The sequence below is a fragment of the Caballeronia zhejiangensis genome (assembly GCF_000698575.1).
GTDB classification, from domain to species: Bacteria; Pseudomonadota; Gammaproteobacteria; order Burkholderiales; family Burkholderiaceae; genus Caballeronia; species Caballeronia zhejiangensis.
The window spans coordinates 55,668-70,091 of sequence record NZ_JFHD01000010.1; the positions used below are offsets into that span (position 1 = coordinate 55,668).

A 14,424-nucleotide genomic window follows, 5' to 3' on the forward strand; every position below is an offset into this window, starting at 1 on the left:
GCGCTCAGGCGTTGGCGATGCGACGTGCGTCTTCGAGCGTGAGCGGCTCGCGCATCGCTTCGGCGAGACGGCACACGGCGGCGTCGTGTTCGCACGCGACCACCGCGCCCACGCGTCCATCCTTCATCAGATACGCGATGAAATGCTGCGCTTCGAGATCGCCGTCTATTTCGATGCTGTCGGGCTCGCTGACATGTCCAAGATAGTCGAAGGTCTTCTCGTAGTGATAGGTCCAGAAGTAAGGAACGCCGACATACGTGCGTGCGCTGCCCGCCATGTTGTACGCGGCGACGCGCGCATGTTGCTGCGCGACACGCCAATGCTCGATGCGCACGCGCTGGTCCGAGCGCGGCAACGGAAAGCGCGCGATATCGCCGGCGGCATAGAGCGCGGGCGCGGCGAGCATGGACGTGTCCACATCGATGCCGCCATCGTCCGCGAGTTCGACGTCCGCAAGAAACGACGTGGCGGGATCGACGCCCGTGCCCGCGAGCACGACATCGGCTGCGATCTTCTCGCCGGAATCGAGGATCACTTCGCTCACCGCGTTGCCGCCCCTCAATGTGCTTACGCGTGCATTCATATGAAACGTCACGCCGTTCTTCTCGTGCAGCTTTCTGAACATCTCGCCGATGCGCTCGCCGAACTGCTTCGCGAACGGCACCTTGCCCGGCGCGACGATGGTCACGTCGACGTTTCGCTTCCTCAGACATGAAGCCGCCTCGAGCCCGATGAAACTCGCCCCGACGATCACCGCGCGCTTGTGCTGTTCGAGCGATGCGAGGATCGCACGCGCATCTTCGCGAGTGCGCAGCAGATGTACATGCGCGAGGTTTGCGCCGGGCGTCGTAAGCGGCTTCGGCACGCCGCCGGTGCAGACGAGCGCGGCGTCGTAATCGATCTTGTGCCCGTTTGCGAGTTCGACGCGCCGGTTCTTCGCGTCGAGATGAACGGCAGGCGATTCGTTGCGTTCGATGTCGTGCTTCGCGAAGAAATCGTCGTCGAGCAGGGGCGGAACGTCGTCGGGTGGCATGTCGCCCGCGAGCGTGAACTTGCTGAGCGAGGTGCGATCGTACGGCTCGCGCGCGTCGCCGCCGACCAACACGATGCGTCCGCCGAAACCGGCTTCGCGCAACGCCGAACAAGCGGCCGCGCCCGACGCGCCCGCGCCCACGATGAGCATGGTCCGGCTATCGTTGGTCTGCTTCTGCGATACGTCGCCGCTCTCGATGGGTTGCGCGGACACATACACATCGCCGTCCTTGAGCATCGCTTCATAGCGCGTCAACGCCTTCAAAGGCGGCGGCTCGACGAGACTGCCGTCGCCGACATCGAACGTGCCTTTGTGCCACGGACACACGATGCGTCCGTTGCAAATCGCGCCTTCGTCGAGCGGCCCGCCCGCATGCGGGCATTTGGCGGTGTACGCGCGCACATTCTCTCCGTCGCGCACGAGGAGGATCGGAATGTCCTTCGCGTCCTTGTCTTCGCTCTTGACGCACACGCGCGTGCCGCGCCCGGCGGACAGATCCGCGAAACGCGCGACTTTATGCAGGGTGGGGGGCATCGCACTCTCCGGTGGTCATCGAATGAGCGGGAAGCAATAAACGGTCCTCGACGCTCATGCGACGCCATGGCGCACGGCATTCGACGCCACGCATCAAGCGCGACAAGTTGTCCGGGAAAGAACGTTGACGGCTCTCAACCACGATTCCGGCCGCGTTCGTTAGCATCGCTAGCCAACTAATTCGAAAGCTAGAGCCAGTCGATGTCAAACATGTTGAAGAAGTCGTTGTTAGCGGTCGCGGGGGTCGTCATTGCAGGATATCTGGGCATGTCGGGTTATGCGTATCTGCACGACACGGCGTATGCGAGCAAGGCCGCAGAAGGGCCGGTGTCGTCGGCGCAAGCGGGTTCCATTCGCAACGTGCTGAACCGCAACGCATGCTATTACTGCCATTCGACGAAGGCCGAATTGCCGTCGTATTCGACATGGCCTGGCATCGCGCAGTTATCGAAGCATGACGTCGAGAAAGGGCTGCGTCATTTCCGTATCGACGCGCTGTACAACGCTCTCGAAGACGGCACGCCCGCGCCTGAAGCCGATATCGCCAAGCTCGAAACAGTCGTGAAAGACGGCACGATGCCGCCCGCTGCGTTCCGCGCCGTGCACTGGAGCACGGGCCTGACGCAGGATGATCGCGACATGCTGCTCGAATGGATCGCCGATGTCCGCAAAGCGAACTATGCGACGCACGGCGTAAGCGACGAATTCGCGAACGAGCCGGTGCAGCCCTTGCCGGCATCGCTGCCCGTCGATGCGCGCAAGGTCGCGCTCGGCATGCGCCTGTTCCACGATCCGCGCCTGTCGTCTGACAATTCGATCTCGTGTGCGAGTTGTCATGGCCTCGGAACCGGTGGCGTCGACAACCGCAAGCTATCGCTCGGCGTGGGCGGTCAACTCGGCGGCGTGAACGCGCCGACCGTATTTAACGCGGCGCTGAATCACGCGCAGTTCTGGGACGGACGTGCCGCGACGCTGCAGGATCAGGCGGGCGGGCCGCCGCTGAATCCGGTCGAGATGGCTTCGGTTTCGTGGGATCAGATCATCGGGAAGCTGAACAAGGATGCGGAGTTCACGCGCGCCTTCACGAGTGTGTATGAACGCGGCTGGTCGGGCGACGACATCACGGACGCCATCGCCGAATTCGAAAAGACCTTGCTGACGCCGAGCCGTTTCGACGCTTATCTTCGCGGCGACAAGACCGCACTCAACGAGCAGGAATTGCGCGGCTATCAGCTATTCAAGGCGAACCGTTGCGCGAACTGTCACGTCGGCGCGAATCTCGGCGGCCAGTCGTATGAACGGATGGGACTCGCCGGCGATTACTTCGCGGCGCGCGGCGTTGCATTGACGGATGCGGACAAAGGCCGAGCGAACGTGACACGCGATCCGGGCGATCTGCATCGCTTCAAGGTGCCGGGACTGCGCAACGTCGCGCTGACCGCGCCGTATTTCCACGACGGCAACGTGAACGACCTGCATCAGGCCGTTCGCGACATGGCGAAGTACGAAGTGGGAACGAAGCTATCGGAAGCGGATGTCGAGTCGATCGTCGCGTTCCTCAAGGCACTCACGGGAACCTATACGCCGCTGGCGGCGAGCACGCAGTAAGCCGCACCCGCGCCGCGCGCAGCAACGAATCAAAGCGCCTCGGTCACCGCACGCAGGAACTGCCGCGTGCGCTCATGCTGCGGTGCGCTGAAGAACTGCTGCGGCGGCGCCTGTTCGATGATCTTGCCTTGCGAGAAGAAACACACGCGATCGGCGAACTCTTTCGCGAAGCCCATCTGGTGCGTGACCATCAGCATCGTCAGGTTGTGTTCTTCGCCGAGACGGCGAATCACGTTGAGCACTTCGCCGCATAGTTCGGGATCGAGCGCGGATGTCACTTCGTCGAACAGCATGATCTTCGGCCGCATGGCGAGCGCTCGCGCAATCGCGACGCGCTGCTGCTGTCCCCCCGACAATTGCGACGGGTAATGCTCGCACTTCTCCGCGAGGCCGACGAGCGACAGCAGTTCGCGCGCGCGCTCGGTCGCTTCCTTCTTCGACAATCCGAGCACGCTCATTGGCGCTTCGATCGTATTCGCGAGCGCGGTCATGTGTGGAAAGAGATTGAAGCTCTGAAACACCATGCCGATCTTGCTGCGAACCTGACGAATATGCCGCGGCGATGCGGGCACGAGCTTGCCGCCGCGCATTTCGTGCGTGAGCGGCTGCCCGTCCACTTCGATGACGCCATCGGTCAGCGGATCGAGCGTCATCAGTACGCGCAATAGCGTGGACTTGCCCGAGCCGCTCGGGCCGATGATCGCCACCTTCTCGTTCGGCGCGACATCGAGATCGAGGCCGTCGAGCACGGTCAGCGGGCCGTAGCGTTTGGTGACGTTGCGAAAGCGCACCATCGGCGTGTTCGCGCTGGCGTCGGCTGCGCGGCCGAGCGCGGGGTCGAAATCCCGTTTCATCTGCTGCTCCTGGTATTGAGTCGCGGTCATGGCAGCCTCACGCGCCGTTCGATATGACGCACGCCCGAAGCGAACGTCACGCTGATGATGAGAAAGAAGATTCCGGTCATCGTGATGGGTTCGAGATAGCGAAAGGTCTCGGAGCCGATGTTCTTCGCCTGCTGCATCAGTTCGACGACGGTGATCGCGGAGAGCACCGGCGTGTCCTTGAACATCGCAACAAGGTAGTTGCCGAGCGCGGGAATCACCGGGCGGATCGCTTGCGGCAGAATCACGCCGGTATAGGTGCGCCACGGCCTGAGCGACAGCGCGCACGATGCTTCCCATTGTCCGCGAGCAACGCCGTTGAGTCCCGCGCGATACACCTCGGACACGTAGCATGCGTAATGGACCGCGATGCCGAGCGTGCCCGCCGTCAACGCCGACATCGTAAAGCCGTAAAGCGGCGCGACATAGAAGAGCACGTACACCTGAATCAACAGCGGCGTGCTGCGTATGAACTCGATGAAGAACGCAGTCGTCTTCGCGAGCGGCGCGAAATCGCTGCGCCGCATGATGGCGAGAACGAGGCCGAGCACGAGCGCGATGGCGAACCCGACGAGCGTGATGCCGATCGTATAAGTCGCCGCGCGCGCGAGTTCCGGCAGGATCTGCAGCGCGTATTTCACATCGAAGAGTTGACCCAGCGACGTCATGATGCGGCCCCCGGTAAGGTGCGGCTCGCGCGACGGATCGCGACATGACTGCTCACGCGCCGCTCGAACACCCGCATCACGGCGACGATCACCTGCGCGAGCACGAAGTAGATGAGCAGCGTGAGCCCGAAGATTTCCGCTGTCTTGAAGGTCGCTTCGTCGAGCTGGCGCGCGCGGAACGTGAGATCCGACAGCGTGATCAGCGAGACGAGCGATGTGCCCTTCAACAGTTCGATCATCAGATTCGTCGCGGGCGGCAGCGCGTTGATCATCGCCTGCGGAAGCACGATGCGACGCAGCCGCGCCGTGGCCGGCATGTTCAGCGCGAGCGCCGCTTCGTACTGTCCGCCCGGCACCGAACGCAGCGCGCCGCGCAGAATCTCGGAGCCATACGCGCCGTAGTGCAACCCGAGCCCGACGATGGCGACCGTGAAGGGCGTCAGTTGCACGTTGAACGGCGGCAGCGGCAGCACGAAGAAGAGCCAGAACAACTGCACGAGCAGCGAAGTGCCGCGAAACACTTCGACATACACGTTGCCGATCCATCGCACGACACGGTATGGCGCGGCGCGCAACGCCGTCGCGACGCCCGCCATGACGATCGCAAGCAGGATGCTGATGAAGGCGATCTGGATCGTGACGAGCGTGCCCTTCATCATCAAGGGCAGAAGCTCACGGAGGTCACTCATGACGGTTCCTCGCTAGTAGATGAAGCTGCGCGTCGCGATGCATCGATGCTCAACCGGCGCACAGTTCCGGCGCTTTCTTCGCTGTCACGTTGGACTTGTCGAAGCCGAAGGGCGCGACGGTCTTCAAATGATCGTCGGTGCCGAGCCACTGATGCAGCTCCTTGTTGACGGCGTCGCGCAGATCGGTGTCTTCGGGTCGGAACGCGAGCGCGCCATAGCCTGTGTGCTTCGGATCGTCGTTGAACTGCTTGATCGCCTCGACCGCCGAGCCGCCTTTTTCGGCGAGGCCCTTCATCGTCAATGCGGTGCCGACAGCCGCGTCGGCGCGACGCGCGCGCACGGCCTGCAATTGCGCGGTCGTGTCCGGAACCTGAAGAATCTGGTCGTCCTTGATGCCCGCCGCGCGCGCATAACCGAGTTCCGCCGTACCTGCCATTACAGCAAGCTTCGTGTCCGGCTGCTTCGCGACATCGGCATAGCTGTGCAGGTTCTTCGGGTTGCCCTTCATCGTCAGCAGCGTGTCGGGAATCTGATATTGCGGATCGGCGAACGCCACTTGCTTGCAACGCTCGGGCGTGATGTACATGCCCGCTGCAATCACGTCGAAGCGGCCGGCTTTGAGGCCCGGAATCAATGCGCCCCATTCGGTCAGCACCGCATCGACCTTCTTCACGCCGAGCTTGGCGAACACCTTCTTCGCGATCTCGGGCGATTCGCCGGTTACGGTGCCATCGGGCGTCGTGTAGGCGAAGGGCGTTTCGTTCGCATAGCCGATACGCACCTCGCCGGTGCGCTGGATGCGCTGCAACGTGGTTTCCGCGTTCGCGCTCGTGGCATAGGCGGCAAGACTCGCTGCCGCGACGCACGCCGCCAGCATTCCAGACAGTCGCTTCGTGTTCATATCGTTCCCGTAGTAATGGTTCTTCAAGCGTGGTCGAGTGGGGCGGCGCTGCATGTGAGAGACCGAGGAAAACCCTTACTCCAAGGGGCTTTGGAGTCACTCGCCGCATAGCCACCGACGCAGAATACAAAGCCATATATTTGTTCCGATTGCTCTAGGACAATTATTTTCGCGCGCGCTTTTGGGCCACTATTGCGCATGGAACCAGGCATGCGAGGAACAGCAAGTGAATGAAAGATGGCGCGACGCCGTGCGTACCGTGCAGGGCGTGCAGTCGAAGTACAAGCGGCTCGTCAAGGCGATGGCCGCCGATATAGAAAGCGGCGCGCTCGCATCGGGCGAACGGTTGCCGCCGCAACGCGAAGTCGCCGCCGATCTCGCGATCAGCGTGCAGACCGTCACCAATGCCTACAAGGAACTCGAACGGCAAGGGCTGATTCGATGCGAGGTCGGACGCGGGAGCTTCGTCAGCGCGCGCGTGACCGAAACGATGTCCAATTACATGCTCGACACCGCCGAGCGCTCGGTCGTCGATTTCTCGATCGCGCGCATCGTGCATACGCCCGAGCATGACGCGATGTGGCGCAAGGTCTGCGCGACGCTTTCGACCATCGACGATCAGCCGTGGATACGCGCGTTCCGGCCGATTGCGGGCTTCGACAGTCATCGACAGGCGGGCGTCGAATGGCTCGCTTCGCTCAACATGCCCGCGAAGGTCGAGACGCTGCTCGTCACCAACGGCGTCGCGCATAGCATCTTCCTTGCGCTGGCGAGCATCGTCGGGCCGGGCGATACGGTGCTGTGCGAAAGCCTCACCGATCACGGCGTAATCGGATCGGCGAACGTGTTGGGGTTTACGCTCAAAGGTCTTGAGATCGACGAGCACGGCATTCGCCCCGAGCACTTCGAGGAAGTCTGCGACAGCGAACGCGTGAGCGCGCTCGTCTGCACGCCGACGCTGAACAATCCCACGGTCGCGATGATGCCCGACTCGCGCCGCCGCGCGATTGCGCGCATCGCGGAACGCTATGGCGTCTATGTGATCGAGGACGATGTCTATGGCGCGTTGCCCGCGAAAACGCAGACGCCTATCGCGAGCCTCATTCCGGAACTCGCTTTCTACTGCACGAGCATGACCAAGTCCGTATTGAGCGGCTTGCGCACGGGCTTCATGACGGTGCCGCGGCGTCTTGCGTTGCGTGCGGAAAGCGTGCTGCGCGTCAGTTGCTGGATGGCGACGTCGCCCATCGCGGAGGTCACCGCGCGCTGGATCACGGATGGCACCGCGCAACGTCTCGTGGAGATTCAGCGCGAGCGGCTCGCGGCACGCCAGGGCGTCGTGCGCGAAGTGCTCGGCGAATACGTGCTCGGCAGTCATCCGAACGCGCTTTCGGTATGGCTGCGTGTGCCCGACGAATGGGAAGCGGAGCGCATCACGCGTGAATTGCGCAATCGCAATATCGCCGTGACGTCGCCGGATCCGTTTCTCGTGCGCGGCGCGGACCGGCCCAATGCGGTGCGGCTATGCGTGGGCGCGGAAGTCGGCGAAAGCACGTTTCGCAGCGCGGTCGAAACGATGCGCGAAGTCTTCGGTCAGTACCCGCATGTGCATGACTTCAACTAAATGAACTAGGACAATCGAAAACGATTTTTTAGGACATTAGACTGAGTTGCATGGTTAGCTCAAACGCAATTCAGCCGCACATGTCCGCACTCACGCTCGCCGATGTCTACCGCGCCCGCCAGCGCATCGAAGGCCGCGCGCTCGTCACGCCGCTGGTTCATTCGCTGTCGCTCTCGCGCATCGCGGGCGTGCCCGTTCATCTGAAGCTCGAAACGCTGCAACCTACGGGCAGCTTCAAACTGCGCGGCGCGACCAATGCGCTCGCACAGATCGCGGAGCAAGGCTGCAAGCGTGTCGTCACCGCATCGACGGGCAATCATGGCCGCGCGGTTGCACACGCGGCACGCGCGCTCGGCATCGAAGCAGCAGTGTGCATGTCGTCGCTCGTGCCGAAGAACAAGGTCGATGCGGTGGCCGCGCTCGGCGCGCGTGTCGTCATCGTCGGCAAGAGTCAGGACGATGCACAGGTCGAAGCGCAACGTCTCGTGCGCCAAGAAGGCTATGCATTCGTGCCGCCCTTCGACGACGAACGCGTGATCGCGGGGCAAGCCACCATCGGCCTTGAAATTCTCGAAGCGCTGCCCGATGCGGCGAGCATCGTCGTGCCCTTGTCGGGCGGCGGCTTATTCAGCGGCGTCGCGTTCGCGGCGAAAAGCATTCGTGCCGACGTGAAGATGATCGGCGTGTCGATGGAACGCGGCGCTGCGATGCATGCGAGTCTCGCGGCAGGCAAGCCGGTGTTCGTCGATGAACTCGAAACACTCGCCGATTCGCTCGGCGGCGGCATCGGCCTCGATAACAGACATACGTTCGCGATGACGCGCGATCTCATCGACGATGTCGTGCTGCTCGATGAAGTGTCGATCGCGCGCGGCATCGTGCACGCGTATCGCGAAGAGCGGCTCGTTGTAGAAGGCGCGGCGGCGGTCGGCATCGCGGCTTTGCTCGACGGCGCGATTGGAGCCGCGAACGGACCGATCGTCATCGTCGTGAGCGGCAGCAACATCGATATCGCAACGCATCGTCGACTCATCGGAGCGGCCTGAACCCATGTCCAACATCGATACCTCCACCGTGCTGCTCGGGCAGGCGCAATTGCGCAAGCTCGTGCCGCTTGACCTCGACGCGATCGAGCAAGTCGAAGCCGCGTTCAAGTCGCTCGCGACCGAAGCCGTCGCAATGCCGCCGATCCTGCGTCTCGACATTCCCGAGCACGCCGGCGAAGTCGACGTGAAAACCGCTTATTTGCCGCGCTTTCCGAGCTTCGCGATCAAGGTGAGCCCTGGCTTCTTCAACAATCCGTCGCTCGGACTTCCGAGCCTCAATGGCCTGATGCTCGTGCTGTCCGCGCGCACCGGTCTCACGGAAGCCGTGTTGCTCGACAACGGTTATCTCACCGCCGTGCGTACCGCTGCGGCGGGCGCGGTTGCATCGCGCTGGCTCGCGCGCAAGGATGCGAAGCGCGTCGCGATTATCGGCGCGGGCGAGCAGGCGCGTCTGCAATTGAAGGCGTTGCGGCTCGTGCGCGACATCGGGCATGTGACCGTATGGGCGCGCGATCCGAAGAGCGCGCAGCAGTTCGCGCGTGACTGCAAAGACTTGCCATGCGATGTCGCCGACAGCGTGAACCAGGCGTTGAAGCACGCCGATATCGCCATCACGACGACGCCGAGCCGCGAGCCACTGATACACGCACGCGATCTGCATCCGGGCTTGCATATCACCGCGATGGGATCGGATGCGGAGCACAAGAATGAAATCGCTCCGGACGTGTTCGCCAAAGCGCGCTATGTGTGCGACCGCCTTCAGCAAGTGCGCGTGCTCGGCGAGCTGCATCATGCGATCGAAGCGGGCGTGACGGATGCTGATGCATCTTTTGCCGAGCTTGGCGAAGTCATCGCGCAACAGGCTCAAGGCCGTATGAGCGATGACGAGATCACCGTCTGCGATCTGACCGGCACCGGCGCGCAAGACACCGCGATCGCGACGCTCGCCATTCAGCGAGCGCGCGCGGCACAGGCAGGAACCATTTTCCACAACGATGTGACCGCTTGATAGAGGGGACGATGTCCGAAATCACGCAACAGAAGAAGCTGGATGAACGAGGGGCGCCCGTGGTACGCCTGCCGTTCGAACGCAGCGAGTACGACGCGCGGATCGCGAAGACACGGCGCGCGATGGAGAAAGCGGGCATCGATCTGATGATCGTGACCGACCCGACCAACATGGCGTGGCTCACCGGTTACGACGGCTGGTCGTTCTACGTGCATCAATGCGTGCTGCTCGCGATGCACGGCGATCCGGTCTGGTACGGCCGCGGCCAGGACGCGAACGGCGCGAAGCGCACGGTGTTCATGTCGCACGACGATATCGTCGGCTACCCGGATCACTATGTGCAGTCGCAGGTGCGCCATCCGATGGATTATCTGTCATCCGAAGTAATTGCCGCGCGTGGCTGGGACACGTTGCGCATCGGCGTGGAGATGGACAACTATTACTTCAGCGCGAAGGCGTATGCGTCGCTGACGCAGCATCTGCCGAACGCGAAGTTCGTCGATGCGACCGCGCTCGTCAACTGGCAGCGCGCAGTGAAGTCGAAGCGCGAGATCGAGTACATGCGCGTCGCGGCGCGCATCGTCGAGAAGATGCATGCGCGCATTCTCGACACGGTCGAGCCGGGCATGAAGAAGAGCGATCTCGTCGCGCAGATTTACGAAGCGGGCATCACGGGCGTCGAAGGTTATGGCGGCGACTATCCCGCGATTGTGCCGCTATTGCCGACGGGTTCCGACGCCGCCGCGCCGCATCTCACATGGGACGACTCGACGTTCACGGCGAATGCGGGCACGTTCTTCGAAATCGCCGGATGCTTCAAGCGCTATCACTGCCCGCTCTCGCGCACGGTGTATCTCGGCCGCCCGCCGCAGCATTTCATCGAAGGCGAGAAGGCGGTCGTCGAAGGCATCGAGGCGGGTCTCGCGATGGCGAAGCCGGGCAACAAGACCGAGGACGTCGCCAATGCATTCTTCGCGGTGTTGCGCAAGTTCGGCATCGAGAAGGATAGCCGTTGCGGTTATCCGATCGGCGCGAGCTATCCGCCGGACTGGGGCGAGCGCACGATGAGCCTGCGTCCCGGGGACCAGACCGTCCTCGAACCCGGCATGACGTTCCACTTCATGCCGGGGCTGTGGCTCGACGACTGGGGCCTCGAAATCACGGAGAGCATCCTGATTACGGACACCGGCGTCGAGACCTTCTGCAACACGCCTCGCAAATTGTTCGTGAAGGAGTAGCACGATGCGCGCGTCACCGATCAGCCCGACCGTCGACTTCGATGCAGAGGGCGAACAGCACGGCTTTCTGAAGCTGCCGTATTCGCGCAACGATTCCGCGTGGGGCGCCGTGATGATTCCCGTCACCGTGATCAAGCGCGGCGACGGACCGACCGCGCTGCTCACGGGCGGCAATCACGGCGACGAATACGAAGGGCCGATCGCGCTGGCGAAGCTCGCATCGACGTTGAAGGCAAGCGACGTGAACGGCCGCGTGATCATCGTGCCGTTCATGAACTATCCGGCGTTTCGCGCGGGTTCGCGCACTTCGCCGATCGACGCGGGCAATCTGAATCGCAGCTTTCCGGGCAAGCCCGACGGCACGGTGACGGAAAAGATCGCGGATTACTTTCAGCGTCATCTGTTGCCGCTCGCCGATTACGTGCTCGATATCCACGCGGGCGGCCGCACGCTCGATTTTCTGCCGTTTGCGGCCATTCATGTATTGAACGACGGGACGCAGCAGTCGCGTTGCGAAGCCGCGATGCGTGCATTCGGCGCGCCGTATTCGATGCGGATGCTCGAACTCGACAGCATCGGTCTGTATGACAGCGCGGCCGAGGAAGCGGGCAAGGTGTTCGTCTCGACGGAACTGGGCGGTGGCGGTTCGTCGACGGCGAAGAGCGTCGCGGTGGCGGAGCGCGGCGTGTACGGCTTTCTCGCGTATGCGGGCATCATCGAGAAGGAGGTGGTTCGCGGCGAAGCGCGCACGACGACGTTGCTCGACATGCCGGATGGTTCCTGCTACACGACGAGCGAGCATACGGGCCTGCTCGAAATGTGCCGCGATCTCGGCGACATGGTGAGAGCGGGCGATGTGCTTGCGCGCGTGTATGACGTTACGCGCACGGGCGCGACGCCGGTTGAATATCGCGCGAAGCGTGACGGACTGCTTGCGGCGCGGCATTTTCCGGGCCTCGTGCAGATGGGCGACACCGTGGCCGTGGTCGCGGATATCGTCGAACGCAACATTGCCGTGAGCGTGTAAGTTGATCAAGCTCGACCGCTACGATCTGGCCATTCTGCGCATTCTTGCGCGGGATGGCCGCATAACGAAATCGCGCCTTGCGGAAGAGGTCAATTTGTCGATCTCGCCCGCGTGGGAGCGTGTGAAGAAACTCGAAGACAGCGGGCTTATCAAGGGCTATCGCGCGGATATCGACTGGACGGCTGCTTTCAAGGGCAGCCGTATTGTCGTTGAGGTGACGCTTTCGCGTCATACCGCGCAAGATATGCGGCGCTTCGAGGAGCGCGTCGCGGCGGCTTCCGAGATCGTGCAGTGTTATGCCACCGGCGGCGGCGTGGATTACGTGCTGCACGTCGTGTCGCGGGATATCGATCACTATCAGCGGTTCATCGATTCTTTGCTCGTCGAAGAGTTGGGTATCGAGCGGTACTTCACTTATATCGTTACGAAAGTCGTGAAGAATAGTACGGAAGGGCCGCCGGATTGGGTTGACGATGTGGTTTAGTTATTTTTTGGTTGCCGGATCCCGTATTTGTGTCGGCTCGGGGAAGCCCAAAAAAAACGCAAAAAGAAGCACAGAAAAAACAGAAAAAACACCAACCGCCCGAGGGCAATAACAAAAAACTCCATCGCGGCAACGCTCTTAAAGTGGACCCATCGAACCATGCAAATCAAGCACGCTTTGAGCAAGGAGACGAACATGCTGCTGGGCCATCCCGTTCTATTCAAATCCCTCTGTTATGTCGACGGCCGCTGGATTCACAGCGACAGCGCCGCATCGATTGCAGTAACCAATCCCGCCGATCAGAACGTCATCGGCCATGTCCCGATGCTCGATCAGGCGCAAATCGTCGCCACCATCGATGCCGCCGATCGCGCATTCCAGTCATGGCGCTGGATGCCGCAGCGAAAGCGCAGTGCGCTGCTCCTGCGCTGGCATGAACTCATCATGCGTCATCAATCGGACCTTGCCGGCATTTTGTCGCTCGAGCAAGGCAAGCCGCTCGCGGAATCCAAAGGCGAAATCACCTATGCGGCGAGCTTCGTCGAATGGTTCGCGAACGAAGCGAAACGCCTGGCGGGCCGCACCATTCCGACGCATATCGATGGCGCGCATCTCGGCACCGTGATGGAACCGGTCGGCGTCGCGGCATTGATCACGCCGTGGAATTTCCCCGTCGCGATGATCACGCGCAAGGCCGCCGCCGCGATTGCCGCGGGCTGCACCGTCGTCGTGAAGCCCGCGCATGAAACGCCGTTCTCCGCGATCGCACTCGCACAACTCGCCGAAGAAGCAGGCTTTCCGCCGGGCGTGTTCAACGTCGTGATCGGCGAGCCACAAATGGCGATGGAAACGCTCGTCAGCGATACGCGCGTGCGCGCCGTGAGCTTCACGGGGTCGACGCGCGTCGGCGGTCTCGTTGCGAAGACGGCAGCGCAGGCGGGCATCAAGAAGCTCGCATTGGAACTGGGCGGCAACGCGCCTTTCATCGTGACGGAAGACGCGGACCTGGAACAGGCCGTGCGCGTTGCAGTGGGCGCGAAGTTTCAAACCTCGGGGCAGGATTGCTGCGCTGCGAACCGCATTCTCGTCGCGCGTCCGCTTTATGAACGGTTCGTCGAACGCTACACGCAAGCGGTGAAAGCGCTGAAAGTAGGGACGGCCTTCGAAGCAGATGTCGATGTCGGTCCGCTCATGCATCAGGCCGCATTCGATGCGACCGTCGCTCGTGTCGAGGATGCAAAGGCGCAAGGCGCGCGCATCACCGTCGGCGGCAAAGCTCATGCGCTCGGTGGCTGGTTTTATGAACCGACCGTCGTCGCCGATGCCAGACCGGGCATGCGTATCTACGACGAAGAGAACTTCGCGCCGATCTCCGCGATCTCGCCGTTCGATACGCTCGACGAAGCCGTGACGCGCGCCAACGACACCGAATACGGCCTCGCCGCCTACGTCTGTGCGACGCGCATCGACACGATCTTCCAGCTCGTGCGCCGACTCGATTTCGCGATGGTGTCGGTCAACGGCGTGAAGTTCACCGGCGCGCCGATTCCGTTCGGCGGCATGAAGGCATCGGGCCTCGGACGCGAAGGCGGCGCGGAAGGCTTCGAGCCCTTCGTCGAAACGAAATACTTTTGCCTCGGCAATCTCGGCCTGCCGCTCACGAGCGCGGCCTGAAGACCTAT

General features: G+C 62.4%; 13 protein-coding genes. 8 read left to right on the forward strand and 5 right to left on the reverse strand.

Annotation, left to right across the window (positions count from 1 at the left end; all coding sequences use genetic code 11):
* Positions 1 to 4 precede the first annotated feature (4 nt).
* Positions 5 to 1,567, reverse strand: coding sequence for an FAD-dependent oxidoreductase (locus tag BG60_RS15180; RefSeq protein WP_008353026.1), 1,563 nt, complete (start codon positions 1,565 to 1,567; stop codon positions 5 to 7).
* Between the two features lie 201 nt (positions 1,568 to 1,768).
* Between BG60_RS15180 and BG60_RS15185 the strand changes: the two genes are divergently transcribed.
* A complete protein-coding gene (locus BG60_RS15185; protein WP_174447725.1) occupies positions 1,769 to 3,175 on the forward strand; it encodes a cytochrome c peroxidase in 1,407 nt (468 codons plus the stop codon).
* Positions 3,176 to 3,204: 29 nt separating this feature from the next.
* On the opposite strand, the gene ehuA is transcribed toward BG60_RS15185, so the two are convergent.
* From ehuA to ehuB, 4 genes are read right to left on the reverse strand one after another with little or no spacing between them, the layout of a single operon-like run.
* Positions 3,205 to 4,029: an ectoine/hydroxyectoine ABC transporter ATP-binding protein EhuA gene (gene ehuA / locus BG60_RS15190; protein WP_008353028.1), complete on the reverse strand. Its 825-nt coding sequence runs from the start codon at positions 4,027 to 4,029 to the stop codon at positions 3,205 to 3,207.
* A gap of 26 nt (positions 4,030 to 4,055) precedes the next feature.
* Positions 4,056 to 4,715, reverse strand: coding sequence for an ectoine/hydroxyectoine ABC transporter permease subunit EhuD (gene ehuD, locus BG60_RS15195; RefSeq protein ID WP_200889187.1), 660 nt, complete (start codon positions 4,713 to 4,715; stop codon positions 4,056 to 4,058).
* Between the two features lie 5 nt (positions 4,716 to 4,720).
* Positions 4,721 to 5,413: an ectoine/hydroxyectoine ABC transporter permease subunit EhuC gene (gene ehuC, locus BG60_RS15200; protein WP_008353030.1), complete on the reverse strand. Its 693-nt coding sequence runs from the start codon at positions 5,411 to 5,413 to the stop codon at positions 4,721 to 4,723.
* 49 nt (positions 5,414 to 5,462) lie between these two features.
* On the reverse strand, positions 5,463 to 6,314 hold the full coding sequence (gene ehuB, locus BG60_RS15205) for an ectoine/hydroxyectoine ABC transporter substrate-binding protein EhuB (protein ID WP_033537059.1): 852 nt from the start codon (positions 6,312 to 6,314) through the stop codon (positions 5,463 to 5,465).
* Between the two features lie 226 nt (positions 6,315 to 6,540).
* Between ehuB and ehuR the strand changes: the two genes are divergently transcribed.
* The 7 genes from ehuR to BG60_RS15240 all read left to right on the forward strand — a co-directional run bounded on the left by ehuR (position 6,541) and on the right by BG60_RS15240 (position 14,416).
* Positions 6,541 to 7,938, forward strand: a complete 1,398-nt coding sequence (gene ehuR / locus BG60_RS15210) for a MocR-like ectoine utilization transcription factor EhuR (RefSeq protein WP_008353032.1) — start codon at positions 6,541 to 6,543, stop codon at positions 7,936 to 7,938.
* An 80-nt stretch (positions 7,939 to 8,018) separates the two neighbouring features.
* A complete protein-coding gene (eutB, locus tag BG60_RS15215; protein WP_008353033.1) occupies positions 8,019 to 8,984 on the forward strand; it encodes a hydroxyectoine utilization dehydratase EutB in 966 nt (321 codons plus the stop codon).
* Between the two features lie 4 nt (positions 8,985 to 8,988).
* Positions 8,989 to 9,993: a cyclodeaminase gene (locus tag BG60_RS15220; RefSeq protein WP_008353036.1), complete on the forward strand. Its 1,005-nt coding sequence runs from the start codon at positions 8,989 to 8,991 to the stop codon at positions 9,991 to 9,993.
* An 11-nt stretch (positions 9,994 to 10,004) separates the two neighbouring features.
* Positions 10,005 to 11,231 carry an ectoine hydrolase DoeA gene (doeA, locus tag BG60_RS15225; protein WP_008353038.1) on the forward strand — a complete coding sequence of 409 codons (1,227 nt, stop codon included), beginning with the start codon at positions 10,005 to 10,007 and terminating at the stop codon, positions 11,229 to 11,231.
* A gap of 4 nt (positions 11,232 to 11,235) precedes the next feature.
* Positions 11,236 to 12,258: a N(2)-acetyl-L-2,4-diaminobutanoate deacetylase DoeB gene (doeB, locus tag BG60_RS15230; protein WP_008353039.1), complete on the forward strand. Its 1,023-nt coding sequence runs from the start codon at positions 11,236 to 11,238 to the stop codon at positions 12,256 to 12,258.
* Positions 12,259 to 12,262: 4 nt separating this feature from the next.
* A complete protein-coding gene (locus BG60_RS15235) occupies positions 12,263 to 12,742 on the forward strand; it encodes an Lrp/AsnC family transcriptional regulator (protein WP_033537078.1) in 480 nt (159 codons plus the stop codon).
* Positions 12,743 to 12,937: 195 nt separating this feature from the next.
* Positions 12,938 to 14,416, forward strand: coding sequence for an NAD-dependent succinate-semialdehyde dehydrogenase (locus tag BG60_RS15240; RefSeq protein WP_008353045.1), 1,479 nt, complete (start codon positions 12,938 to 12,940; stop codon positions 14,414 to 14,416).
* Positions 14,417 to 14,424: the final 8 nt, after the last annotated feature.